Genomic DNA, 26936 nt, shown 5'->3' with positions numbered 1-26936 from the left:
TCTTACGCCTTCTTAAGCAACAAATACATAAAGTAAGGAGCACCAATTAAAGCGACAACAATACCTGCTGGGATACCGTTAGGTTCAACGATATTTCGTCCAATTGTGTCTGCTAATAGCAATAGCCACCCGCCGATTAAAAGGGCGATAGGCATGAAAATTTGATGTCTTGGACCTACTAAAGATTTTGCGATATGAGGAGCCATTAGTCCGATAAAGCTAATTCCTCCTGTTACGGAAACTGCAGCAGCTGCAAGCGCAACGGCTGCCACTAATAAGTATCTGCGTTCTTTTTCAATTTCAATTCCAACGCCAATTGCGACCGGTTCGTTTAATGCTAGAATGTTTAATCGGTTTGCTTTATAGAAAACGAACGGAATGAATACGATTAACCATGGAAGCATTGCTAAAACGAAGATCCAGTCATCTCCCCAAATGTTACCGGCAATCCATTTGGCGATAAAGTCCACTTTCATACGATCTGCGGATGAAATAAGGACAATCATCATTCCAGATAGTGCAAATGCAAAACCGATACCGGTTAATGTTAATCGCACCGGCTGAAGTCCAGTTGATTTACTATATGAAAACAAGTAGATTAGAACAGCTGTTAGAAATGCTCCAATAAATCCAACGACAGGTAGTAAGTAAAGAAATGAGCCTACATCTATTGGAAAGTATAAAAAGAAAATAGCAACAGCAACACCGGCCCCAGAGTTGATTCCGAGAATACCAGGTTCAGCTAAATCATTTCGGGTAATTCCTTGCAGAATAGCTCCTGATAAAGCGAGAGCCATACCAGCTAATAATGTAATGATAATTCTAGGTAGCCTTAAAGAGTATAAAACAAATTCCTCTTTAAAAGTTCCTTGTCCCATTAGTGTTGGGAGTAGTCGCTCATAAGATAAAGATGCTGAACCGAGCCCCATTCCAATTACAATAGTTGTAATGGTTAGTATAAGTAAAGCGAGTATAATAAGACGTTGTTTTCTTAGAATAGATGGGATCATGAGAACATTTTTCCTCCTTTACGTACAATGAATAGGAAGAATGGTAATCCTACAATTGCGACAATAGCGGCAACTGGTGTTTCGTACGGAGCGTTAATGGTACGTCCAATTGTATCTGCAAGTAGCATAAAGGAAGCACCAGCAATTGCTGACATCGGTATAACAAATCGGTAATCTGGACCGACAATTGGGCGTACCATGTGAGGTACCATTAAACCGATAAATGCCATATTTCCGACAAGTGCTACAGACGCACCTGCAAGCAAGATAATAATGATAAATAGAATGGTTTTAATAACAATAATTTTTTGACCTAGTCCAATAGCCACTTCTTCACTGAAACTAAGAACTGTCAATTTTTTTGCTAGTAAGATAGCGATAAAGATACTAATTGAAATGACTGGAATAATAACTTTCAATTGGCTCCAAGTAGTTCCGATTACGCCTCCAGCAGTCCAAAGTGATACATCTTGTGAAATTTTGAAGTAAATGCCGACTCCTTCTGAAATTGCGAGTAGAAATGCTGAAACGGCAGCACCAGCTAATACAATTCGAAGAGGGGAGAGCCCGCCTTTTTTCACCATACCAATTCCAAATACCATAATTGCGCCAACTGCAGCACCGATAAAGCAAGCTAATGTTAAGTAAAGATAGCTTATGGAAGGATTGAAAGCAAGTGTTAGTGCAAGCGCAGCATTTGCTCCACCAGATAGCCCGAGTAATCCAGGATCGGCAAGTGGATTTCTTGTTAATCCTTGCATAATTGCTCCAGAAACAGCAAGTCCAGCTCCTACAAAAATAGCGGCAACTTCACGGGGCAAACGTATTTCGCGAATAATAGATATTTTATCCCCTTTAGCGGAGGAAGTGAGTGCTGACCATACGTCTTTTATTGAAGTATCTGCAGCACCTAATACCATTGCTACCATAAAAATAAGAAAGAATGCAATTATGCTCAAAATTAGTTTGTATGTAAAAGCTATAGAACGTGGATTGTCGTGATCTTTTGTCATTCGTTTCACATCTTTTCTGTTCATAGAATAAAGGAAGAGGAATTCTTAAATTAAGAATTCCTCATGTTTGTATTATTTACCAAGAAAGCTCTTCTTGAAGAAGTCTAGTTGGAAGTCTAATGTAAGTGGATCATTGAAATAGAATTCCATCATGTTTGCTTCGTATACGCGATTATTTTTTACTGCTGGGATGTTTTTATATGATTCTGTCTCTTGGAATGAGTTATCAGTATCTTTGTTTTTACTTAAGATTAAGTAATCACCAGCAAATTCAGGTAATACTTCAGTAGATAATGCGTAGTAACCTTCTTTTAATGCTTTTTCTTTTACTTTTTCAGGCATTTTTAATTTCATTTCTTGGTACAGAATTTCTGTTCCACGGCCCCAGTTTTCGCCGTATACATAAAGCTGTTTGTTGAAGTTTTCTACAACAGAAACTGTTGCATCTTCACCGATTTTTGCTTTAATTTCTTTACCAGCGTCTTGTGCACGTTTCTTGAAGTCATCAACCCAAGTTTTTGCTTCTTTTTCTTTATTTAATAACTTACCGATTTCTAAATGCTGTGTTAAGTAATCAACTTTTCCGTAAGTGTACGTTACAGTAGGAGCGATCTTCTTTAACTTATCAACATTTTTAATATTTGATAAACCAATGATTAAATCTGGATTTAGTTCAGCGATTTTTTCAACATTTTCATCTGATACTTCAGCAACATCTTTCAGTTTGCTATCAAAACGTGGGTTTTGTTTAGACCATGAATCTACCCCAACAAGATTTACATCTAATGACATTACGTTACCAGCGAACGATGATAAAACAACAACACGTTTTGGATTCGCAGGAACTTCTACTTTACCATTTTCAGATTGGTATGTAATTGTTTCTGATTTACTACCTTTTGCATCGTTCTTTTTGTCTGTAGAGCCATTGCTACAAGCACTCATAACAAGAACGAAAAGAACTGTTAGTGAAATAAATAACTTTTTCATTGTCTTTCTCCTTTAACATAGATGGTATGTGTATACGATAATTTGTTTAACTGCAATCTGTTTGAAAGAGTAGTGGTAATGCAAAATATTTATTAAAAATCTTGAATGTGAGATTCTACAATATAGTATTAACCATATTAATGAGAGAAGATGTAATCTCAAATTTACTAATTATTAACAAATTGATAATGATTCTCACTATTGATTCTTTAAATAATATAATTTTATATAGGTGTATTGTCAATAGTAATTTTGATTGTAAATTTTGCGGAAACAGGTTATATTTTATTGAGAATGATAATCAATGATTGATAGCTGAGGAGTGAGCACGAATGAATCGAGAAGAATTGTTTGATGTAACTGTGATAGGCGGAGGACCTGCAGGGCTTTATTCAGCTTTTTATAGTGGACTCAGAGAAATGAAAACAAAAATAATAGAATTCCAACCACAGTTAGGTGGAAAAATACATGTTTATCCGGAGAAAATGATTTGGGATATTGGCGGATTATTACCGGTTACTGGTGAAAAGTTAATTGAGCAACTTGTGCAACAAGGATTAACATTTCAGCCAGAAGTTGTATTGAATACAAAAGTAGAATCGATTATTCGTAATAAAGATGGTATTTTTACGTTAAAAACAAGCACTGGAGAAGAACACTTTTCAAAAACAGTGATCGTTGCAACTGGAAGTGGTATATTGAATCCACAAAAGTTATCCATTGAAGGTGCGGAGCGATTTGAAGTATCGAACTTAAATTATACAGTTAAATCGTTAAAACGTTTCAAAGATAAAACGATCATTATTTCAGGCGGAGGTAACTCTGCAATTGATTGGGCAAACGAGTTAGAACCAATTGCGAAAAAAGTATATGTAACATATAGAAAAGAAGAGTTATCTGGTCATGAAGCACAAGTGAAGCAACTGTTGAACAGCTCAGCGGAGTGTTTCTTTAATACATCGATTACAAAATTAATTGCTGGTGATAATCATGAAACGATTGAATATGTAGAATTAACGAATCACGAGACGGGTGAAGTTTCACATTTACCTATTGATGAAGTTATTATTAACCACGGATATGAACGTGACATTACGTTATTAGAAAATAGTGAGTTAGACGTTGCAATTATAGATAATTATTATATTGCAGGGAATGCAAATAGTGAGTCTTCTGTAGATGGCTTATATGCTGCGGGAGATATTTTAAAGCATGATGGGAAATTACACTTAATTGCGGGAGCATTCCAAGATGCTGGAAATGCTGTAAATAAAGCGAAACAATTTATTCAGCCAGATGCAAGTGAGTACGGAATGGTTTCTTCGCATAATGAAGTATTTAAGAAGAGAAATCGTGAATTGATCAAGCAGATGATGAAATAATAGTAAATAAAACAGAGTGATCTTCTTAGGTCTCTCTGTTTTATTTATATAGATGAATATCATTCGATTATTTCTAAATTCAACGCCTCTAATTCAATGTTCGTTGTAATTAAATCAAGCTTTTTTTCTAAACAATGGGCAATAATAGCATCTCGTGTATCTCTAAAATATAAATCGTTATAGCCGCCTTTTTTAAAAAAAGGTTAGTTTCAGAAACGTTTAATTGAAAAGCGAAGCATAAGCTAATTAACGTATTTCTACTTGGATGTTTTTGTCCTTTTTTTATTTGGTAAAAATATGATTTACTTAGGTTAGCTGCATTAAAGATATCTGTATTTTTCACATCGAGTTTTTTACAGATGTTTTCAATGTAATAGCTGATTAAGGTTGGTTGTCCTTTTATATCGTTGTTTAACATAGATATCTTTTTAATTAATGCTTTCACATTTAATGCACCTAGGACTATAGACTTTAAGGGATTATACGAGACAGCGCTAGTTGCCAGAGGTCCAAGTTCATTTGTAATCTCTAATATAATATTACGTTCTGATTTCATAGATTTCCTCCGTTTGGTCTGCTTTTAGTGGACCATTTTTTATAAGTATATATGTATAATTAAATTATAGTAACGAATTACAGAAAAAGGTAGGCTATAAAAAAATATAGGGATTGGGTAGTATGGTGAAAAAAATAAAGTGCAGTTTAAAAGAGTGGAGTTACAAATATTTTAATGATGTAGTAATAAAAGGAACTAACGCTAGAAAGATAACGTCTTGGTTTTTTAATATTGGAAATATAACAGCGATGTGTCTTTCATGGGAAAGAAACCACTCAGTATTTTGGTTATTTATTAATACATTTTTTGGATGGTTTTATGTCCTGTATTATTGCGTCGTAAATTTTTTATTTTGATTATATAAGTTAAATAATGAAGGAGTGTAGGATCTATGTTTAATAAGAAAAATATTAAAGAGAAATTTGATAGTAAAAAATTTGAAAAAGAAAATAAAAAGTATCAAAATCGGGCTAGTGCATACTTAGAAGATGAAAGTAAAATACAAACTTTAATACAAAAAGGGATGAAAATATCTCAAAATAATAAAGGGGCTTTAACTGATGTTTGGGATAATCTTCAAGTTTTATTTGAAATGATGAATTGTTGGAGAAAAGGGGAATATCGGGAAATTCCGAAGAAATCACTTCTTGCTATTGTAGGCGCAATTTTATATTTTGTATCACCAATAGATTTAATTCCAGATGTCATTTTAGGATTAGGGCTAATAGATGATGTAGCGATAGTTAGTTTAGCCATTAAACAAGTTAGTAGTGACATTGAAAAATTTAAAGAGTGGAGAAATGAATTGGATAACGAGGATAATGTTAGTAATTTCGAATAAAATGTTTAGGGCCCCCATTTACTTCTCTTTTCGAGTGACGAGAGAGGTAAATGGGGGTTTTCCTGTTTACTATATTTTCAATCATTATAATGACACCGGTTTCATCAGTTCATGTGAAATGAACGTTTTATTTGTAAATCTTCCTATAAAACAATGAGTCTATGTTTTGCTGACGCAGAACAGTCTTACATTATGCTGTTCCTTTAGCTCGTTCGTTAGGAAATGGCATATTTAATATAGAAGCAATGTACTGCTTTCCATGCATTCGAGCTAATGATTCTAATATTTGACGGACACGTTTTGTAAGATGTCCTTGTGCCTTTATAGCTTCACAATATGCGTCATAGAAAGCGTATTTAGCCCAAAGGAAATCATCTTGTTGGAATAAAAAATGATTTTTGTACCATTCCCCAATTGTATGGTAACAATTGTTTTCATGTATTGCTGCGCTTTGAGAAAGAATACGATCAGATAAAGATGTAGTTAAATGCGAAATTGTGTTTTCTGTTTCAACCTGTAATGTTTTTTCTAACATTGTAATGATGTGACGAGTAGCCATATGTTAACTCTCCTTTGTGTAAATGGGTAATACCATTCTATATTTAAAAAAATCCTTACTATATTATTATACAATATATGGAATGCATCCACCTTCTTTTTAAATTGCATTTACAAAATCTTTTTTATCAATTTAGCCAAGAAGACTCCTTCCTCAAGGAACGTGAAGGACGTAGTCCAGTGAGTAGGTGGGAGATGAATTGGCTTCGAACAAGAGATGACAGGAAGTCATCTTAATTGTTCGACATATGTAAAGTGTTACCCAACAATTTGTAATAATCACTTCACTACCAATCGAATGTATGTTTGGTATATAATAGACATATATCGAAATGGAGGTGAAACGAAGGATGATTAATAAAGCGTATAAATTTCGTATCTATCCAAATAAAGCACAAGCGATCCTGATTAATAAAACGATTGGTTGTTCGCGTTTTGTATTCAATCACTTCCTATCTCTATGGGATAATGCATACAAAGAAACAGGAAAAGGTTTGACATATGGTACATGCTCTGCCAAACTTCCTGCCATGAAGAAGGAGTTTGTTTGGCTAAAAGAAGTGGATAGTATTGCTATTCAAGCGTCTGTTCGCAACCTTGCGGATGCTTACACACGCTTTTTTAAAAAACAAAACAGTGCCCCGCGTTTCAAATCTAAAAAGAACAACGTACAATCTTATACCACAAAATAAACAAATGAAAACATTGCTGTTGTGGGAAACAAAATGAAATTGCCGAAACTAGGTCTTGTTCGATTTGCCAAAAGTCGTGAAGTAAAGGGACGTATTTTAAATGCTACGGTTAGACGGAACCCTTCTGGTAGATACTTTGTGTCATTGTTAGTTGAAACAGAAGTGCAAGAACTTCCGAAAACACATTCTTATATTGGAATGGATGTAGGATTAAAAGATTTCGCCATTTTGTCAGATGGAACAACCTATAAAAACCCTAAATTTTTTCGCTCATTGGAAGAGAAGTTGGCAAAAGCACAGCGTGTTCTTTCTAGAAGAATGAAAGGATCTTCTCGCTGGAATAAACAAAGAGTAAGGGTAGCTAGAATTCATGAATATATAGCTAATGCTAGAAAAGATTACTTGGACAAAATCTCAACTGAAATCATCAAAAACCACGATGTTATCGGTATAGAAGATTTACAAGTATCGAATATGTTAAAAAATCATAAGTTAACAAAAGCGATTAGTGAAGTATCTTGGTCACAATTTAGAACATTGCTAGAATACAAGGCAAAATGGTATGGAAAACAAGTCATTCCGGTATCCAAAACATTTGCTTCAAGCCAATTATGTTCTTGTTGTGGGTATCAAAACAAAGACGTTAAGAATCTAAATCTACGTGAATGGGATTGTCCTGCGTGCAATAGTCATCACGACAGAGATATTAACGCAAGTATCAATCTTAAAAAAGAAGCTTTAAGGCTTCTAACCGTAGGAACTACGGGGATAGCCTAATGAATTAGAAGCCACTAGGTTTCTGTACTTAGGAATCTCCCACTTTAAACAGTCCATAAGGACGTTAAGTGGTGAGTAGTTCAATTGTTTACAAAAATAAAGTAAGATACAGTATATAAGAAAAAATAATAAAGGAATGAACACGTTGTATATAACAGTAGAAGAAGCTGCGGAGTATTTGAATTTGCCAAAGTCGTATATTGAAGAGTTAATTCAGCAAAAGAAAATTCGTGCACTATTTGATGGAGAGCAATATTTATTAAATAAAGAACAATTCAATACACATTTAGAACAAATGGAGAAATATAAGCAATTAGTGGAAGAAATATTGAACGAACCAATTCCAGAAGATATGGATGTTAAAGACGAAGATTAAACTATGGGAAATCCCTTATGAAGATATGCAGAAATGTATCTTCATAAGGGATTTTTTTGTTTAAAGATATTAAAAGCATAAGGAGTTCTTAGCCTTTCTTCAAATTTTGATAGGTAGTAGTCTACCATGTTAAAAGCATATTTTTTTCTAGCTAGGACAAACATAGAGAACGTAACCTGTACAGATACATATACTATCAGTGCAAAAGCTTATAAATTAATGGAAGGGGTTTTCTCGTGAGTTTATTTCATTGGGATTTTTTGAAAGACTTAATTGGATCTTTTGTAAGAGTAAACAGGGGTGGTCCAGAATCTCAAAAAGGAACAATAATATCAGTATGTCCGGACTACTTCGTATTGCAGAATGAAAAAGGTGAGCTTTATTACTATCAACTTAATCATCTGAAAAGTATTACAAAAAATGCGAAAGAATGTGGATCAAGTGATTGCGAGTGGGAAGATTGCGCCTGTGCAGAAGACTTTGAAGCACTGCTTGAAAGTTTCAAATATTGCTGGGTGAAAATTAATCGCGGTGGTCCAGAGAAAGTGGAAGGCATTTTACAAGATGTTTCTTGTGACTTCGTAACATTAATCGTAAAAGAAGAAATTATATTAATTGCAATAAAGCATATTAAAAGTGTTAACTATAATGCTTTAGCTTGTGGAGAGAGCGATGAGAGCGACGATAGCAAGGAAAGTAGCGATAATTCAGGTCGTGCTCGTGCACAAAGACAATCAAGTAGAGGAAGATAATAAGAAAGGGGGATACAAAATTGGTATTATGCTGTGACCAAATTAAATGTTTAGTTGGTGAGACTGTAAAAGTAAACCTTCACGGACCAGAAAGTCGAGTTGGTGAGCTTGTATCGTTAGGCAAAGATTATCTAACGTTACAATTACCACATGGTGAATTAGTATATTATCACTTGAAGCATGTGAAGAGTCTAGTTAAGAAAGTAAAAGAAAGTAAATGTGGCGATTGCTATAGTTCATGTTTTTGCTCCGATGAGGATACTTTTCTAGATATATTAAAAGACTTGAAGTATAAGTGGGTAAAAATTAATCGTGGCGGTCCAGAATGTGTGGAAGGTTTGTTAAGTGAGGTACACCATGGCTGCATTACACTAGTAAATGGCGATGAAGTTATTTATGTAGTTAAGTCTCATATTAAGAGTGTGAGTCAAGTAGTTAAATGTAAAAAGAATGAAGATGAATAATGTTTAATAAATAAGAGGGGCATTATGAGGGAAAGAGAAGAACAATTTCTTATTTCGATAGTATGAAAAGGAATTACTTACTATTAAAACAGAACTTTGCCCTGATTATTTTTTTAGAAATGAAAGACAGGAAAGAAGAAATTCATAGGAAGGAGGATATAGATGAATGAGTTAAACAAAAGTATTGGAGAAAATATATATGTTAAATTAATTGGTGAAAAAAGGTTTAAAGGTGTATTAATAGACGTAGGAAATGATATCGTTGTTCTTTACAATGGACAAGACTACGTATATATATCTTTATACCATGTACAATATTATAAATTTTTACGACCACATGATGAAGAAATCTCAAAACCAGATGTGGATTCTGTAATTAAGAGAGAGTCACCTTCAATTTCTTTGAGGAAAGTATTAAGTACTTCCAAAGGGATTTTTACGGAAATTTATGTAGCAGGAAATGCTCCAATACATGGGTATGTTACAAGTGTAATGAACGATTATATTGTTTTTTATAGTCCAGTTTATAAAACTGTATATATATCTTTAAAACACTTGAAATGGTTAATTCCGTATAAAGAAAATCAAGTGCCTTACGCCCTCAATAAAAATGAACTCCCCGTGAATCCCTTAAATATTACGTTAGCTCGAACGTTTGAAGAACAACTTATTAAAATGTCTGGCAAAATTATGGTGTTCGATTTAGGTGAGGAATATAATAAAATCGGAAAGATGGCGAAGATTGATGAAGGGCATATTGAAATATTAAAAGCGCGTGATGCGAAAATGTATGTAAATATTCAACATGTAAAATCTGTCCATTGTCCGTAAGTTAATTGAAAGGGCTGGCTTTTTCTTTTATATGCAGAAGAAAAGGTCGAGCCTATTTGTTTAGCTTGATCTGAATATGAGGGGAAAAATGAATTGAATATAAATATGTTAGTATGACTGTTGAAGAGGAAATTTTGTACTAAATTATAAAGAATATGTACGAGCTATCTTTTGATGTATTCAATTTATTTTTTTGAGGGAGAACTGCTTAACTAATATATTAAAGGGGTTTTGTTGGTGGAGCAGTTTCCAAATTCGTTATCGATTACATTACTTGGTAGTGCTGGTGGAGCAGCAAAAGCAGTTTTAGCGATTTTAAATCAAGCGATAGTAAATGAAAAAGACCCGATTTATGAAGTGATAAAGAATGTTACATTTTATTTGGTTGATATAAAACAAAAAGATAGGACGTATTATGACGAGTTGTTTCCAAATTTGGAAGATCAATTGTTTTTATCCGAAATAGATCTCCAAGATGTAGTGACATTTAAAAAACATTTAAAAGAAAGTAGTACGAGCGTTGTGATTGATGTTTCAGGGGCAGATACGATCAGAGTATTAAGCTGTTGTAATGAACTTGGAATTTGTTATATTAATTCAGCTTTGGAAAACGAGGCAGTAGATCAGGACGATAGTTTAATCGGCTTTCAGCTTACGGAAAGATATACGAGATTTGAGAAGGAAAAAGATAAATTTAAAAATACAAAAGCAATTATAGGTTCAGGTATGAATCCAGGGGTTGTTCAATGGATGGTTGTTGAACTTATGAAGGAACGCCCGAATGAAAAGCCAAGAGCATGCTATATAGTAGAACATGATACGTCATTTTTGAATGATACAGCACTGATAAAGCCTCATACACTGTATGCTTCATGGGCAGTAGAGCGATTTCTAGATGAAGCGATATGGAGTTATCCGATGTATATGAGTCATCATCGTCCTCTTTACTTTTATGAAGATGTATATGCTTCAGAGTATAAAGTAAAGTTGGGAGAGAAAGAGTTTTACGGTTGTTTGATGCCGCATGAGGAAGTTTTAATTTTAGGGAAAAACTTTAACATGGAAGTAGGGTTTCTTTACCGAATTAACGAGTATACAACAAATATAATTAGACAGAATTTAGATAAGGTAGAAGATCTATGGAATTGGAATCGTAAAGTATTTAATCCAGCCGAAGAAGAGATTGCGGGCGAGGATCTAGTCGGTGTATTACTCGTTTATGAAAATAGCGAGACCTATATGTATAACGTGATGAATAGCAGTCAAGTTTTTCATAAATATAAAACGAATGCGACATACTTCCAAGTAGGATGTGGCATTTATGCTGGCTTGTGTAGTTTACTGTTCGATAACTTTAAACAAGGTGCCTATTATGTAGAGGAATTATTATTAAATACAGAAAGTAAGTACGGAGAATATTTGAATTTATATATGAATGATTTTGTAGTTGGTGGAAATGACTTTACGGATGGACTGCTACATGATCGAGTAAGGTGGATATAAATTGTGATAAAAAGGAAGGGGAAATCTCCTTCCTTTTCCCGTTATAAGGTTACAGATTGCTCTGAAAGTAATTTCATACTTATAATTTAATGAGATAATATGTAGAGTTTTTGTATTGATCATGAGGAGTAGCAAGGAAGTATTGCGATTCAAAGTAGCGGAGAGCTAGGAATGAAAGTGGAGATTTTTTTACTGATAGTATAATGTGCTAGAAGAAAATATTTTTCAGAAAAGTGTTCTTGTTGTGTAAATATAAACATTTGATAAAATGTTTCAAGAAGGGTTTTTTTTATAAAATACTTCGTTTATAATGGAGGAAAATATCGACATGAGATTTGTTATTCATGTAACGGTTCGGTAGTGTTAGAAAAAGAAGGGGTGCACGCGCATCCTTTTTTCTATGCAGATATGATGAAAGAGGTGGTATGATGGAATTAACATTAAATTCGACTGTATGCTTGCACACAATTCAATTTCGAAAAGAGCAAAAGAATTATATTGTAAAAGATACAATTACAGGAGAAAAATATGAAATGCCGCCACTTTGGATTGATGCATTGGCAATGATGCGTGACGGTTTTTTATTAGGGGAAATTGAGGAGAAATTAAAAGAAGAGTATCCGGAAGAAGAAATAAATATGTTAGCATTTACGAGGCAACTGTTAGAGCTAGAGCTTGTCGGAATGGTCGATGGGGAAGAAATAGCTTGTACAAAGAAGAAAGAGAAAGATTATTTAGCTTGGTTACGTCCTCGCGTTGAGCAATTCTTTCTTAGTTTAAATAAAAGAAATAGAAGCAAAGGTCAATGATGATCTTTGCTTTTTTGTATAGTTTGTTTAAAAAATTACAGCGAATGCTCTTGCGAAAGCACCGTCGCTATTTTTAATTTTTAAAGGTGCCGCTGAGAAAAAGAAACGTTTCGCATTAATGGCATCTAAGTTTGTTAAGTTTTCGATTAAATAAATATTATTCCCAAGTAGTATGTGATGAATTGGCGATGTTTCTGTCGTTACCTCGTCAGGAGAAATGAAATCTAAACCGACAGATTTTACTTTTAATTGAACTAATTCTTCAGCTAATTCTTCGGAAAGATAAAAGGCTTCTTGTTCATACGCTTCTGTATTCCATTTATTAGATAGGTTGGAATGGAAAATGACAATATCACCTTCTTTTATGTCAGCATTGTGTAATACTTCTTTACGTAGTTTTCGTTCTTGTACATGAGTTACGTCGATAAGAACAGCTTCACCTACAAATTGGTCTAGGGGCAATTGATCAATAGTCGTTGCGCCTGAAATGAAATGAGCAGGAGCATCACAATGTGTACCAACATGAACGACAGAATGAAAATCTGTAACTTGATAACCTGTTTCTTCAACGCTTGTAATGGCTTCTAAATTGATTTTTGGTGTTCCAGGAAATTGAGACATATTTTTTTCAAATGTTTGGGATAGGTCAATTACTTTCACTTTAAATACCTCCAAATATATATTTTGAAATATAAAAAACTCACCTTTCATAATCAAGAAAGATGAGTTTTGCACACAATAGTTACGTTTTATCTTTCAAAATGCAATGCATTTTGCAGGAATTAGCACCTATTCAGTTTGTATAAACTGAGGTTGCTGGGCTTCAAAGGGCCGGTCCCTCTGCCTCTCTTGATAAAGGTATATTCAATTTAAAGTTCGGAATTTTCGTGATAATAAAATTGTAATTCATTTCCTTTTTCTGTGCAACACAAAATAGGTATTCACCCAAATAAAGTTGCTCGCATATTGTAGCTTATGTAAATAGAATGCTGCGAAGGAGTGAGTGCAGTGACAGGAAATGTATTGAATTATTATGCTGGTGGAAATACAGCTAGAGGATTTCATAATTTATATGAAGAGAATTTAAAAGGACTAAACAGATTATTTATTTTAAAGGGTGGACCTGGAACGGGAAAATCTTCTTTAATTAAGGTAATAGGTCGTGAATGGGTTGAAAAGGGATATGATATTGAATTTTTACACTGTTCTTCTGATAATAAATCGGTTGATGGTGTCATTATACCGAAGTTAAAAGTAGGAATTGTTGATGGAACATCACCGCATGTTATTGAGCCAAAAATGCCAGGAGTTGTCGAGGAGTATATTAATTTAGGAATTGCTTGGGATTCAGATAAGTTAAGAAAGCAGAAAGTGGAAATTGAACGATTTGTTTCAGAAGCAAGCAAAGCTTTTCAAGCTGCTTACGCTCGTTTTAACGAGGCATTAGTTATACATGATGAGTGGGAGAAAATATATATTAGTAATATTGATTTTAATAAAGCGAACGAACTAACCGAGCAGCTCATTCGGAAATTATTTACAGATAAAGTTGGGAAACAATCGCTTGTGAAACATCGGTTTTTAGGAGCAGCTACACCGAAAGGAGCAGTTGATTTTGTTCCTAATTTAACAGAAGGATTACCACATCGTTATTTTATAAAAGGACGCCCAGGTTCTGGGAAATCAACAATGCTCAAAAAATTAGCTAAGGCAGCAGAAGAAAAAGGATTTGAAGTTGAAGTATATCATTGTGGGTTTGATCCAAATAGTCTTGATATGGTGATCGTAAGAGAATTAGGGTTTGCGATTTTCGATAGCACCGCACCACATGAATATTTTCCGAGCCGTGAAGGTGATGAAATTATAGATATGTATGCCCTTATTGTAACACCAGGGACGGATGAGAAGTATGCGGAGGAAATTCGTGACGTCTCTATTCAATATAAAGCAAAAATGAATGAGGCGATGTCTTTTTTAGCGAAAGCGAAATCAGTTCGTGATAAATTAGAACGAATTTATATTGCTGCTATGGACTTTTCAAAAGTAGATGCATACAAAGAGGAGATTCAAAAAGAGTTTGAACGAATTGCGGTTAGTGTAACTGAAAAGAACAAGTAAAAAATAACGAATTTTGACAGGCTGTCGGAAATTTTCTGACAGCTATTTTAGTATGTAGTAAACTTAGTAATATATTTGTCGAATTTCCAAGGAAATAATCAAAAAATGGAGAGGGTATGAAATGAGAGAGAAAATTAAGTTGGAGTTAGAACGAATTGAGAAAGAAAATGATGTGAAAATTTTATTCGCTGTGGAGTCAGGGAGTCGTGCATGGGGATTTCCATCAAAAGATAGTGATTATGATGTTAGATTCGTTTATATGCACCCGGTAGAATGGTATTTATCCATTCATGATAAACGAGATGTAATTGAGTATCCGATTAGTGATGATTTAGATATAAGTGGATGGGATATTAAAAAAGCGTTACAACTATTTGCAAAGTCAAATCCAGCTTTACTCGAATGGATTCGATCCCCCATTTTTTATTCGAAAAACTCTAATTTTCCAGAACAGCTTCAGCAAATGAGTGAAAAGAACTTTGATCCGAAAGCAACGATATATCATTACTTACATATGGCTTCAAAAAATTATCGTGAATTTTTGCAAGGTGAGAATGTAAAGTTAAAAAAGTACTTTTATGTATTGCGTCCTATTTTGGCTTGTAAGTGGCTAGAGGAGAAAACAACTTTGCCTCCTGTAGAATTCGATCGATTAATTACAGAATTATCATTGGAGCGTAGCGTATTAGATGAAATTGAACAGTTGTTAATAAAGAAAAAGACAGGTACTGAATTAGATGTTGGATTAAAAATTGATGTGTTGAATCAATTTTTAGAAGAACAAATTCATTACTATCAGCAATATGTAAAAGGAATTGAAAAGGGATTAGGGATCGATATTGAGATTTTAAATACATTGTTTCGAGATATGTTGTTTGCGGGATATGAAAAAGAGCACAAGTAAGTTGAACTGCACCCCAATTGTTAGACACAGTCTAACAATTGGGGTGCAGTTTTTCTATGGCTAAATTTACAGCTGATGAAAAAATACAAATCGTTCTACGTTATTTGAACGGAAATGAAAGTTATCGAGAAATGGGTAAATCGATTGGTATAAGTGACACAATTATTTTGAATTGGGTAAACCAATATAAACAGAATGGTATGGAAGCTTTTCTAAAACGATGTACAAATTACACACAACAATTTAAACTAGACGTACTAAACTTTATGATTGAAAACGGTATGTCCTTATTTGAGACGGCAGCTATCTTTAACATTCCTGCCCCTTCAACGATTTCTGTTTGGAAAAAACAGCTCGAAACACAAGGAATTGATGCCCTTCAATCTAAGAAAAAGGGGCGTCCATCCATGAAAAAAGATTCAAATAAACAAGTAAAACAAGCTTTAGCTGAAGGGTCAGTCGAAGCACTTGAAGCACGTATTCAACAGCTTGAAATGGAAAATGAGTACTTAAAAAAGTTGAATGCCTTAGTTCAAAACAAGGAAAAATCACGAAACAAGACAAGGCACAAGTAGTCTATGAATTAAGGCATAAATATTCGGTGAAGGCACTCGTGGAGCTAGCTGGTATTCCACGGAGTACGTATTATGATTTAGTAAAGAAAATGAATCGTCCGGATCAAGGATGGCATTATCAAATGAGACAATACGTCCGTACACTTGAATCAAGGGGGATCGTACAGAGTATGTCTCGAAAAGGAAACTGTTACGACAACGCAGTAATAGAGAATTTCTTTGGGATTATGAAGTCGGAGTTCCTCTACATAAAAGAGTTTGAAAGTGTAGATCATTTTAAAATAGAATTAGAAAAATATATAGATTATTATAATATGAAACGGATTAAGGCAAAATTAAAAATGAGCTCGGTACAATACCGGACTCACTTTTATCAAGTTGCCTAATGAAATAACCGTGTCTAACTTTTAGGGGTCACTTCAAGTTTGTGCTCTTTTTATTTTGTAGGAATAAAGAAAACAGATATAGCCGCGAGAAGACCTGCAAATGAGAATAAGTAAAAATTCCATACTAAGTCATATTGCATTGTCATAATAATACCGACAAGAATAGGGCCAGCAATCGCACCAACTCGGCCAAGTCCAAGTCCCCAGCCTAAGGAAGTAGCTCGGATATGGGATGGGAAGTATTGTGTCACATATGCATTTAATATTTGAGTAATACCGACCGATCCAATTCCAGCAAGACCAATTAAAAGATAAATGATTGTAACAGATGGTTTAATTGTTAATAGTCCAATACATACAGCTGCCAGAAGATAGGAGATGCTAATAACAATTTTGGCTCCTATACGATCTGCGATTGCTCCAGCAAATAATGCACCGATAGCGGCGGTAATATTTAGCATAAGTAGAAATGATAAACTAGATCCAAGAGGATATCCTGCCTGTCGCATCATCTGAGGCAACCAAGTATTTAAACCGTATATTAAAAACATCCCCATTATATAAGTGATCCAAAAAAGCAGCGTTGCTTTTATGTATTCTTTTGAGAATAAAGTAAGAAATCCATTTTTCTTTCGTATATTAGATGGGGGTTGATGAGTTTTCTCTTTTGCATGGAATTCAATTTGAAAACGATTAAGAATTTTATCCACTTCTTCTTGGCGGTTACGTGATAACAAAAATTGAATGGATTCAGGTAAATAACGAATAATGAAAGGAATGAGGAGTAGTGGAATCATTCCGATGCCAAACATAATTCTCCATCCGAAGTCTTCTAACATAAACATGGACAAAATAGCGCCTAACACGATACCTAAAGGATAGCCAGTAAACATAAGAGCGTAAATAAAAGATTGTCGCTTTTTTGGTGAATATTCAACAGTAAGTGCGGAAGCTGTTGGAATAACACCCCCTAATCCGATCCCTCCAATAAATCGCCATATCCCAAATAATTCAGGAGAAGGAGCGATAGCAGCTAGGCCCATTGTAATAGAAAAAAGTGCTAAACAGCATATAAGCGTCCATTTTCGACCGATTAGATCTGTAATGGTTCCAACTAGAATAGCGCCAATAAACATTCCAAACAAAGCATAGCTTGCAATTGTACCAGCATGAGCTGGTGATAGTGCCCAGCTGTTGTCTTCCAGTAGCTTAGGCAGGACGGCCCCGTAAATACCTAAATCATAGCCGTCAGCTAGAATGGCTAGCCAACAAATAAAAACAACAAGTTTTGTAATAGAGTTTGAAAAGATAGTTTTTGTAGGTTCTAGATGAGGTGGAGCTGAAGGTTGCATAGTATTCACCCCTTTTAATTTGTAGATGAGTATATTATTTTATTTGGTGTTAATATTTTCCTTCTTGTATCGGGATTTATATGAAAAGGTTTTATAACAAATAAAGAAGTTCAACAGAAATCCTGTTGAACTTCTTTATTTATTTACTCATTATCAACTCGTTTTAACGGTTGATCTGCCGGACCTTCAATAACATCTCCCTCAATTGAAAAGCGTGAACCGTGGCAAGGACAGTCCCAAGTACAATCTCCATTATTCCATTCAACTTCGCAGCCGAGATGTGTACAAGTTGTATCGACAATATGTAATTTTCCATCTTTGTCCTTATAAGCACCTGCTCGTTTCCCGTTAACATGTACGACAGATCCTTCACCAACTTCGAGGTCTTCTGGTTTACGTAATACAGTTTCAATCTTTCCTTCAATTAAATGTTTCGCAACATCAAGGTTTTGGGAGAGGAACGTTTTTATATCTGGATTTGCATGGAAGCGTGATGGTGCATACAGTTCTTTATATGGACTGTCTACTTTTAGAATGGAATCCTTCAGTAAATGAGCGGCAGCAGTTCCAGTTGTCATTCCCCATTTACGATATCCAGTTGCAACAAATATATTTGGATTGCTCTCGTTAATATGTCCAATATAAGGGAGCTTATCTAGCGTAATTAAATCTTGTGCTGACCATCTATAAGGAACTTCATCTATTCCAAACGTTGCTTCCGCAAAAGAATAAAGTGCTTCGTAATGAAGCATCGTGTTTATTCCTTGTCCTGTTTTATGACTTTCCCCGCCAATTAAAATTAATTTTTCCCCATTGTTTGTTGTGTAACGTAAGGAGCGTTTTGGGTCATCAATACTTAAATACATGCCACCTGGATAATCTGTTTTTGCTTTAATAGCAAGAGCATAAGAGCGTTCTGCGTACATTCGCGTAAAGAAAAAGCTATTCGCATCATAAAAAGGAAAATGTGAACAAGAGACAATATATTCACAAGTGATGCGATGTCCGCCTTTTGTAATGACTTGTGGATAATCACCCTTTTCTACATCAATAGCAGTCGTTTGTTCATAAACTTTTCCGCCCAACTCCACAAACTTTTCTAAAAGTGTTTTCAAATAAAGAAGGGGATGGAATTGTGCTTGATTTTTCATGACAAGTGCAGATTGTACTGGAATTGGAATCGATAGAGATTGAACATAGTCACAAGGTATATTTAATTTTTGATAGGCTTCATATTCTTTCGATAAATTTCTTAATCCATTATCAGTAGTTGTATATAAATATGAATCTTCATTTGAGAAATTACAGTCGATTTTATATGTTTGCACAGTTTCATTAATAAATTGTAGAGCATGATTATTTGCTTCATAGTAAAGCCTGGCTTTTTCCAAACCGAAATGATTTATGAATTCATCATAAATTAAATCATGTTGAGCTGTTACCTTTGCTGTTGTATGCCCAGTCGTCCCGTTTAAAATAAGCCCAGAATCAATTAACACAACATCGATGCCTTCTTTTGCAAGTAAATAGGCAGTAGTAATACCTGTAATACCAGCACCGATAACAGCAACTTTTGTCTTTATATTTTCAGATAAAGGGGGAAAAGTTGGGATTTGGGTAGATTCAATCCAATAAGATGATGGGAATTGTGGAAACGTATCGCTTGTCATTAAGGAAACCTCCTGATTTAGAACAATTTTCCTTTTAATATTTCCATATGATATGAAATTCATGTGTGCTGTTTGAGAGGGAGGCTATTTTTATTTAAAAGAAAGATGAAATTATCTTAATATAATTATTAGATGTTGTCGGTATGAAGAAATAGGAGTTGTGCAAAACTAGATTTAGATGAGTGTATTTGTTGTTTACACAGAGAGTTCTTGAATAAGATAGATTCTATAGCATGTTAAAGTACGTATATGCATAATGGATGAAACCTTATAAAATCTATGTTTTTTCTTTAGTGAAATAAAGTATAATTATAAAAATATAACCAACTTTTATTACTAGGTCATAAAAGTTATTGACAATGTGGAAATTCTATTGATATGATTTATCATGTGGAAAGGTTGATAGAGAGTAAAAAGAGAAATGTTTTTCATTGATAATAAAAGCGAAAAATAAGTGACGATAGAGTGAGTATATTTTCCTTATAATAGATGCTTTTTAATCACCTAGTAAAATCAATCTGGAAGCAAGAATTGATATATGTAAGTTGCGCAAGGCGCGGCATAAGAAAGGGGCAAAAGGATGAAGGAGCTTCATACGTTTGGGTGGTATGCAGCACGTGTATCACCACATTTGCCGAAAAAAGCATTTAAACCAGTTCCTACTCGTTTATTTGGTGGACTGGCTTATTTACTTGTGGCATTGGCGGGGTTAATATCGATTGGTGTATTTGAATTGAATGTGTGGGCTAATCTAGGAATAGCGATCGTTCTTGGATTATGTTTTGCTTCACTTGGGTTTTTAGGGCATGAAATTTTACATGGAACTGTTGTAAGAAAGGCATGGCTTCGTGATTTCTTAGGAGCGATTGCATTTATGCCATTATCAACAGGTCCTAAACTTTGGCGAAAGTGGCATAATGCAACGCATCACGTTCATACACAACATGAAGAGAATGATCCAGATGCATGGCCTACACTTGAGAAGCTTAAAAAGAGTAAGTTTTTGAGCTGGGTATATCGCATGCCTCTTCATGTACGTTCATTCTTTAGTTTTCTGTCACTAACAATTCAATTTACATTGCATTCGACTCGAATGTTCTTTCATTTTATAAAAGAGTTTAAGTCATCCAATCAAAAATCTGTATGGCTTCAACTTCTTTTGCCTTGGACTGTTTGGATTAGTTTATTGTTTATTATGGGACCTGGAAAATGGTTATTTGCATATGTGATTCCATTGTTAATTGCTAACTTTATTGTAATGGCATATATCGCAACAAATCACCGCTTAAATCCAATTGTTCCAGTAAATGATCCGTTAGCAAACTGTTTATCAGTAACAGTGCCGCGTTGGGTAGACGTTTTACATTTCAATTTCTCATATCATACAGAACATCATTTGTTCCCTGCTATGAGCTCTAAATACTACCCGTTAGTAAAAGAGAAAATTAAAGAAATGTGGCCGGAACGCTATCATGAGATGCCGATGACAAAAGCTTTGGCAGCGCTATGGAATACACCACGTGTGTATTATCAAGGAAGTGAATTAGTGGATCCGCATAGAGAGCATTTCTATGGTTCTTTAGGAAATGGGCTAGATCCTCATAATATTTCATATCGTGAGGAACATATAGAGGAAGAAGAGAGTATTAAAAAAGTAAATCAGTAAATATATATACATTTTGAAAAAAGCAAGCTACTGAAAAGTAGCTTGCTTTTTGTTATTTTGTAGCTTGATATACTTTTTGCATGTAGTAGTAACTTTTCTTGAGTCGTGATGTGTATTCGACGACATCACCCCATTTTGAATAGTTATACATAGCATATTCGCCATCTTGTGCAATTGTAATGTTTTCAGCTCCAATTTGAACTGTAAATCCAATTGCGTTAATAATTTGTTTCGTAGTTAAACCATCTATTTCTTCGTTTGCATAAATATCACCAATAAATTCTTTTATGTTTGGTGCTTTTGCATTTAATACCATCCAAGGAATTCGAAGTTCAATGGTTTCTTTTGCAGGAGTAGAAAAATCTGCAAGTGAGTTGTAATCAGCACTAGTCGGATTACTATTTCCCATAGTTAATGCTCCGACATTAAATTTTTCAAATGGCAATTGCTCCTGAGTAAGTGGTAATGTAATTGGCAAACTTAATGCTGTATAAATAGGGGAGAATTGTCCGCTATTTTTTTCAGGTTTTGTATAAGGAACTAGATTTCGTTGGAAACCAAATTCATAAGAGAATACATCATAGTAAGAATCAACAAGTACTTGATTAGATTGTCCACCGTGCAGATCAATTTTAAAATCAGCGCCTTCTTTCATAGAAAGGCCGTTAAATTCTTTATTTCCTTGTTCAGGTAATATGTTTACTCCAATTGTAATAGGTTCCTCTTCAAGAGGTCTAGCTTTTGGACGATCAATGGATAAGTATAAATAGGACTCATCGTGTGTTACGAAAGTCGTGTAACCATTCTTATCTCCAATTTTTGTTTTTGTTTTCCAATCACTCGTATCACCATCGACATTAATAGTATGGGATTCAAATGATAGTAAACCGAAATGTTGTTCAGGAACTTGTACGTTGTTCCAATGTGGTCGTTCTTCCGTATTATCATATTTAGTTGTATTCCAAGAGAATTTAAACCATTCATCTTGCCAAATGAATACAATACCGCCGGCCAATTTCGCCTGAATAATATCTTCGAAGAGCTCTGCATTACGTTTCCCTTGTTCATCTTCATTCATATGCCCTTGGTCTTTTCCATGTATATTTTTATGAGAAATACCTCGGGATCCTGGGATACCAAATTCCGAAATAACAACAGGCATTTCATGTGAATCATGCAAGTCTTTTAAATAAGCAGCGTAACTATTGGATTGCCCTCGATGGTCTTTGAAATTTGCTTTATCTGGATCGAAATTTAAGAAGTCAGGGTAATAAGGATACACGTGATAAGAGGCAAACGCCCCGCTTGGGTAATTCTTATTAGCAAAGATATGATTTGGATTTATAGATACAGCATCTTCACCGATGAACGGTTCAGCAGGGTGATCTAGTAAATCTGTTGTAACCCAGTTGGAAAAAGCGATAGGCTGAGCGGTCTCATATTTGCTAATAGAATATTGAGCGATATGATTCATTCCTTCAGCTAGCCAAATTTCAAATGGACTGGCGTTCTTCGCTTCGAAATATTTCCCCTTAAATGAAGTTTTATCAGCATGTTTTTTATTTGTTTCGATGACCATGTCAGGATCCCACTCAATCCCCAGAATCCAACCAGCTAAATATTGTGACACATCATAATTATATTCACCGTAAGCATGTCCTTTTTTAGCAGCGATTGTTGTATTACCATGAATTACATCGGCTGTTCTTTCAATATTTTTAAAGAGTTCATTTTTTGATTTGTAAGCATCTTTTGTTTCTAACAGTTGTTCTTCTTCAACCCATACACCATGGAAGAAATATAAAGGTTGTTTTGCTTGTTGGTTAAATTCAAATAAAGCCTCGTAAAAAGCAGGAGGGTGAATGGTATAAATACGAATCGTATTTGCACCCATTTCGCTAATTTGTTTCAACCATTTTTTATATTCTGCTTTTGTAATTGCAGCATCACCTGGAAATGCCCCTGGTTTTGCCATACCTAGGTTCACACCTTTAATTGTCCAATCTTCCCATTTGCCCCCTGTATAATGCTGAAGGGTTTGCTTATTTCGCTCTGCTTTAAAACCATATGAAATATTATCTGCAGTGCTTTTTAGGAGCGTTGGTTGCAATCGGTGTTTTGTTGCATCTATCCCGAAAATAATTGCTAAAATAATTAGGATAAAGGCAATTCTTCGTAGCCACCAAAAACGTTCTGAAGATTGGTTTTCAAGAGATTTACGTTTCATTTTCCCCCAACCTTTAATTCGGAAAAGACTTTGAAACAGTCCTAAAAATCGGTACCAAACAGTCAGTGGACGATACCATAATGATTCAGTTAACGACCAGAGAAGTAAGAGTGTGAAATCTTTAATACTATTTTGCTTTTTCATACTCCATTCTTCTAATAAAACAACTCCTACGGATAGGAATGATCCGTAGAGTACGGTAGCAGCTAACAGTAAAAATACATATTCTGTGAAAATTTCATCGAATAGTAAATGATATAGTAGTAGTAAATAGCCAAGTATTTCAATAATAGGACCGAGCCATTCTAGTAATAAATAAAAAGGCATTGCAATCATACCGAAAGCTTTATATTTTGGACGGAATAAAATATCCTTATGGCGCCATAAAGTTTCACCTAAACCACGGTGCCAACGACTCCGTTGTTTGCGGAAGGTTGTTAAATCATCGGGAGCCTGTGTCCAACAAATTGCGTTTGGATTATAAATGATTTTCTTCTCTTCTCCATCTTGTAAAGCTTTTTTATGGAGGTGAACGACAAGTTCCATATCTTCTCCGACAGTTTTTCGTTGATACCCTCCAACACGAATAACTTCTCCTTTATCGAAAATACCAAATGCGCCAGAAATGATAGGAAGAATATTATACTTGCTCCATGCTAAGCGACCAAATAAGAATCCACGCAAATACTCGATAATTTGCATGAGCGCAAGAGGTTGTTTTGGAAGACGATTTTCAATCATTTGTCCATTTTGTATGTAAGAACCGTTCACAATTCGAACACTCCCGCCAGTTACCATAACTTTTTCTGGAGATTCATAAATTGGTTTCATAGCTTTCATAAGTGCATCACGTTCTAAGAGAGAATCAGCATCTAATGAACAAACGTACGGATAGTTGGAAATATTGATACCTGCATTTAATGCATCTGCTTTGCCGCCGTTTTCTTTATCGACAACGATAATTTGTTTATTAACAGATGAGCGATATATTTTTCGAATAGTCTCTGTTTCCAATTGTAATCTAACCACGTTCTGAATTTCGTATAGCTGGAAATGATCTTTTAATTGCTCTAATGTATCATCGCTTGATCCATCGTTTACGACGATTACCTCAAACTCAGGGTATTCTAAAGTTAAAAGTGATTGGACACTTGATACGATAGTGACTCCTTCGTTATAGGCAGGAACAATAATAGAGACAGGTCGAGTAATACCAGACTGTAAATAATGAAGTAATTCCCTATTTTCATCACGTTCCCGTTTTTTTCTTAAGGTGAATGCAGAAATAAGAAATATAGCTGTATAGAATAAGATAGCAACACCCATGTATAGTAAGAAGAGCCATTGTGAAATTTTTAAAAATATATCAAGATAATGCATATGTTGTCACATCCTTTCGTGCTAAAGCCTCTAATGCACTTTCACGTGCGAAACGATCAGGGTGATGTAAGGCAATTTCAATATACTTTTCTTGCCAGTTTGAATAATATTGAATTGCATGTTGGACTTCACGACGTACCCACCAAGATTGATGCCCTGCTTGTTCTACTAAATAAGGGAAGTATCCTTCATCTTTAAAGGGGGTTATTACACGAATAAACATGAGGTGAATTTGCCAACTGTCCTTTTTAAATAAATGTTCAATGTGCTCTTTTGTTTCTGTTTTCGGCATTAACTTTGAAATAGCATGTAACGAGCGAATAATAATTTCCTCATCTTCATTCATTAAGTTTTGAATGAGGAAAAGATAGCAGCTATTCTCTTCACGTGTACCAATTGCATTTAAAATTTCATATTGAAATTGTTTAGGCAATGTATAAAAAAATTCAACCCAGACAGAAAAATTTTCAGTTTGAGAAATACTTAAAGCAATCATAGTGTTGGGAATAGCGTCATGGACTCTTGTAGCAAGTAAAATTGCTTGCCTTGTGTTTAATGTACTTAATGTAGTAAATGCTTGATGCTGGATAGATCCAGATGTTTGAGTGCAGATATCTTTTACCTCATTTTCAAACTTTTTTATTTTGAAGAAAGAAATAATATCTAATATATTTTGTTTTTCTATATGAGTGCCGTGAACTAATTTTTCTTTATAATGGGGAAACAAATAGACTTGTAATAAATGATGAATGCGCTGTTTTTCATCAATCCCGGATACGAGCTGTGTAGCTTTAATGCAGAGAGATTCTAGTGCGTGAATATCTGCTGTATGTTCAATTTTGAAATCATGGCATTTATTATGCATGATAAATTCATATAGAAATTTTCTATTTTCTTCTTTCCATTTATGATTTTTTCTTTTGAAATTTCTACTACGTAATTTTAGTGAAATTAAATATATATACGCTATAAGAATAGCAACTATTAAAAAGATAACTATGGATTGTACAATTGTAACTATAATCAATAGCCTTCATTCCTTCCTTCTAATAAGTGCGCCAAACGAACCTTAAATTCTAAAGGTGAAAACGGCTTTTCAATAAAATCATCAGCACCGGCTTTAAATGCTTCCTCCAGGTGGTGGGCTGTTGATTTAGTAGAGGTCATAAAAATTCGGAAATGTCGACTAGGCAACAATCTCTTTAATCGATTAATAAGTTCTAAACCATCCATTTGTGGCATCATCCAATCCACAATTAGTATGAAGAATGGAAACTGTTCATAGATTTTTTCTGTGAAAAAGTGCTTTCCGCTAGTGAAATGATATACGTTTAGTAAAGTTGTGTATTCAGTTTTTATAAATTTTGTTAATAAGTCGTCAGCGGTTACTACTAATAGTGGAGGGGTTTGGCGAGATACTGACATATATTTTTGTAATCTCTTCTGGATTGTTTCAAAAGGTAATTTTGTATGTAACACCTCTTGTACTACGTGATGCATAATTTGTTCATCATCTACGTTCTCATAAAAATAAATGATAGGCTGTTGTATGAAATAAGAAGGGATAGTTTCTTTATATACAACAACACAATCAGCATTATTTATGTTGTCGAAAATTTGAATGGAGGCATTTTGAAGTACCTCAGGGATAGTACCAATTATATAAATTTTAAGTAATTGATCATCCTGTTTAAAGGAAAGCATCATTTCTGTGATATGCTCGACTACATCGTAGACAGAGCTAGAATCTTTTAACGTTGTAGATAATTGTTGTAAATCCTTTTGTAATTGATAGAATCCTAATGTTTCAGCCAGGCTAATTAAGTTGTTTATGTAGCTTGTAAGTTGCTGAAGATTATAAATTTGATATTTTTGTTTCAGCCAATCTTTATAAATTAAATCCAGCATATTGACCTCCTTATACTATTTAAGACGTCTAGATGTGCATATCCATCTTTACTATATTATGGATAATTTTATGATGTGTAAAGAGGGAGACTGTAGAAATATAATGAATTTCTTATACATAGAAAAATATTATTGGAGTAAAAAGTATGGAGAAGAAACAAAAACAGGTTAAGGAAATAGTCCTTAACCTGTTAGT

At 34.4% G+C, this 26936-nt stretch carries 22 protein-coding genes, 2 pseudogenes and 1 riboswitch; of the genes and pseudogenes, 13 read left to right on the top strand and 11 right to left on the bottom strand.

Annotated elements, in window-relative coordinates; translation table 11 throughout:
* Window positions 1-2 precede the first annotated feature (2 nt).
* Genes FH036_RS16855 through FH036_RS16845 form a run of 3 tightly spaced genes read right to left on the bottom strand, consistent with a single transcriptional unit; the run spans window position 3 to window position 3013 of the window.
* Window positions 3-1010: a FecCD family ABC transporter permease gene (locus FH036_RS16855; protein ID WP_000613094.1), complete on the bottom strand. Its 1008-nt coding sequence runs from the start codon at window positions 1008-1010 to the stop codon at window positions 3-5.
* Window positions 1007-2047: a FecCD family ABC transporter permease gene (locus FH036_RS16850; protein ID WP_044790832.1), complete on the bottom strand. Its 1041-nt coding sequence runs from the start codon at window positions 2045-2047 to the stop codon at window positions 1007-1009. Before FH036_RS16850 ends, FH036_RS16855 begins: the two co-directional genes overlap by 4 nt.
* Before the next feature lie 48 nt (window positions 2048-2095).
* Window positions 2096-3013, bottom strand: coding sequence for an iron-hydroxamate ABC transporter substrate-binding protein (locus tag FH036_RS16845; RefSeq protein ID WP_044790831.1), 918 nt, complete (start codon window positions 3011-3013; stop codon window positions 2096-2098).
* Between the two features lie 332 nt (window positions 3014-3345).
* Between FH036_RS16845 and FH036_RS16835 the strand changes: the two genes are divergently transcribed.
* Window positions 3346-4395, top strand: coding sequence for an NAD(P)/FAD-dependent oxidoreductase (locus tag FH036_RS16835; protein WP_139896016.1), 1050 nt, complete (start codon window positions 3346-3348; stop codon window positions 4393-4395).
* Between the two features lie 127 nt (window positions 4396-4522).
* Here FH036_RS16835 and FH036_RS16830 read toward each other — a convergent pair whose 3' ends face one another.
* Window positions 4523-4951, bottom strand: a complete 429-nt coding sequence (locus FH036_RS16830; RefSeq protein WP_139896015.1) for a hypothetical protein — start codon at window positions 4949-4951, stop codon at window positions 4523-4525.
* A 391-nt stretch (window positions 4952-5342) separates the two neighbouring features.
* On the opposite strand from FH036_RS16830, the gene FH036_RS16825 reads away from it, so the two are divergent.
* Window positions 5343-5792: a YkvA family protein gene (locus FH036_RS16825; RefSeq protein ID WP_000482304.1), complete on the top strand. Its 450-nt coding sequence runs from the start codon at window positions 5343-5345 to the stop codon at window positions 5790-5792.
* A 190-nt stretch (window positions 5793-5982) separates the two neighbouring features.
* Here the strand turns inward: FH036_RS16825 and FH036_RS16815 are convergent, their stop codons facing one another.
* The gene (locus FH036_RS16815) at window positions 5983-6351 is read right to left on the bottom strand and encodes a hypothetical protein (protein WP_000235479.1); all 369 of its coding nucleotides are present in this window, start codon (window positions 6349-6351) and stop codon (window positions 5983-5985) included.
* A gap of 349 nt (window positions 6352-6700) precedes the next feature.
* Between FH036_RS16815 and tnpB the strand changes: the two are divergent.
* From tnpB to FH036_RS16770, 7 genes and pseudogenes are all read left to right on the top strand, one after another.
* Window positions 6701-7819 (top strand): annotated as a pseudogene (gene tnpB / locus FH036_RS16805) (IS200/IS605 family element RNA-guided endonuclease TnpB).
* A 136-nt stretch (window positions 7820-7955) separates the two neighbouring features.
* Window positions 7956-8195 carry a helix-turn-helix domain-containing protein gene (locus FH036_RS16795; protein WP_080559614.1) on the top strand — a complete coding sequence of 80 codons (240 nt, stop codon included), beginning with the start codon at window positions 7956-7958 and terminating at the stop codon, window positions 8193-8195.
* Window positions 8196-8431: 236 nt separating this feature from the next.
* Window positions 8432-8947, top strand: coding sequence for a hypothetical protein (locus FH036_RS16790; protein ID WP_000051637.1), 516 nt, complete (start codon window positions 8432-8434; stop codon window positions 8945-8947).
* A gap of 20 nt (window positions 8948-8967) precedes the next feature.
* Complete coding sequence (locus FH036_RS16785) at window positions 8968-9411, top strand: hypothetical protein (protein WP_000242037.1); 444 nt, start codon at window positions 8968-8970, stop codon at window positions 9409-9411.
* Between the two features lie 162 nt (window positions 9412-9573).
* Window positions 9574-10242 (top strand): LSm family protein, encoded by a 669-nt coding sequence (locus FH036_RS16780; RefSeq protein ID WP_001004273.1) that lies wholly within the window; start codon window positions 9574-9576, stop codon window positions 10240-10242.
* A 237-nt stretch (window positions 10243-10479) separates the two neighbouring features.
* Window positions 10480-11745 (top strand): hypothetical protein, encoded by a 1266-nt coding sequence (locus FH036_RS16775; RefSeq protein ID WP_000434741.1) that lies wholly within the window; start codon window positions 10480-10482, stop codon window positions 11743-11745.
* Between the two features lie 428 nt (window positions 11746-12173).
* Entirely contained in the window at window positions 12174-12554 is a 381-nt protein-coding gene (locus FH036_RS16770) for a hypothetical protein (protein WP_000424113.1), read from the top strand.
* A 27-nt stretch (window positions 12555-12581) separates the two neighbouring features.
* Here the strand turns inward: FH036_RS16770 and FH036_RS16765 are convergent, their stop codons facing one another.
* Entirely contained in the window at window positions 12582-13214 is a 633-nt protein-coding gene (locus FH036_RS16765; protein WP_076869035.1) for a cyclase family protein, read from the bottom strand.
* 86 nt (window positions 13215-13300) lie between these two features.
* A riboswitch (SAM riboswitch) is annotated at window positions 13301-13413 on the bottom strand.
* A gap of 149 nt (window positions 13414-13562) precedes the next feature.
* Between FH036_RS16765 and FH036_RS16760 the strand changes: the two genes are divergently transcribed.
* From FH036_RS16760 to FH036_RS16750, 3 genes and pseudogenes are all read left to right on the top strand, one after another.
* Window positions 13563-14672, top strand: a complete 1110-nt coding sequence (locus FH036_RS16760) for a PRK06851 family protein (protein WP_000147496.1) — start codon at window positions 13563-13565, stop codon at window positions 14670-14672.
* A gap of 121 nt (window positions 14673-14793) precedes the next feature.
* Window positions 14794-15576, top strand: coding sequence for a nucleotidyltransferase domain-containing protein (locus FH036_RS16755; RefSeq protein ID WP_001208295.1), 783 nt, complete (start codon window positions 14794-14796; stop codon window positions 15574-15576).
* Between the two features lie 56 nt (window positions 15577-15632).
* Window positions 15633-16537, top strand: a pseudogene (locus FH036_RS16750) (transposase).
* A gap of 50 nt (window positions 16538-16587) precedes the next feature.
* On the opposite strand, the gene FH036_RS16745 reads toward FH036_RS16750, so the two are convergent.
* On the bottom strand, window positions 16588-17889 hold the full coding sequence (locus tag FH036_RS16745; protein WP_001183073.1) for an MFS transporter: 1302 nt from the start codon (window positions 17887-17889) through the stop codon (window positions 16588-16590).
* 143 nt (window positions 17890-18032) lie between these two features.
* Window positions 18033-19559 carry an FAD-dependent oxidoreductase gene (locus tag FH036_RS16740; protein WP_000199950.1) on the bottom strand — a complete coding sequence of 509 codons (1527 nt, stop codon included), beginning with the start codon at window positions 19557-19559 and terminating at the stop codon, window positions 18033-18035.
* Window positions 19560-20139: 580 nt separating this feature from the next.
* Here FH036_RS16740 and desB point away from each other — a divergent pair.
* A complete protein-coding gene (desB, locus tag FH036_RS16735; protein ID WP_000661225.1) occupies window positions 20140-21225 on the top strand; it encodes a Delta(10) desaturase DesB in 1086 nt (361 codons plus the stop codon).
* 52 nt (window positions 21226-21277) lie between these two features.
* On the opposite strand, the gene FH036_RS16730 is transcribed toward desB, so the two are convergent.
* From FH036_RS16730 to FH036_RS16720, 3 genes are read right to left on the bottom strand one after another with little or no spacing between them, the layout of a single operon-like run.
* Window positions 21278-24832 carry a glycosyltransferase family 2 protein gene (locus FH036_RS16730; RefSeq protein WP_139896014.1) on the bottom strand — a complete coding sequence of 1185 codons (3555 nt, stop codon included), beginning with the start codon at window positions 24830-24832 and terminating at the stop codon, window positions 21278-21280.
* The gene (locus tag FH036_RS16725) at window positions 24819-25859 is read right to left on the bottom strand and encodes a HEAT repeat domain-containing protein (protein WP_139896013.1); all 1041 of its coding nucleotides are present in this window, start codon (window positions 25857-25859) and stop codon (window positions 24819-24821) included. The genes FH036_RS16730 and FH036_RS16725 overlap by 14 nt, the downstream gene beginning before the upstream one ends.
* Window positions 25856-26740: a response regulator gene (locus tag FH036_RS16720; RefSeq protein ID WP_014481563.1), complete on the bottom strand. Its 885-nt coding sequence runs from the start codon at window positions 26738-26740 to the stop codon at window positions 25856-25858. Before FH036_RS16720 ends, FH036_RS16725 begins: the two co-directional genes overlap by 4 nt.
* Window positions 26741-26936 lie beyond the last annotated feature (196 nt).

Origin of the sequence: Bacillus sp. CD3-5, from assembly GCF_006349665.1 — a bacterium.
In the GTDB taxonomy this organism is placed as follows: Bacteria; Bacillota; Bacilli; order Bacillales; family Bacillaceae_G; genus Bacillus_A; species Bacillus_A paranthracis.
Note: the sequence above shows the minus strand (reverse complement) of the source record. Positions and strands in the feature narration are given on the sequence as shown.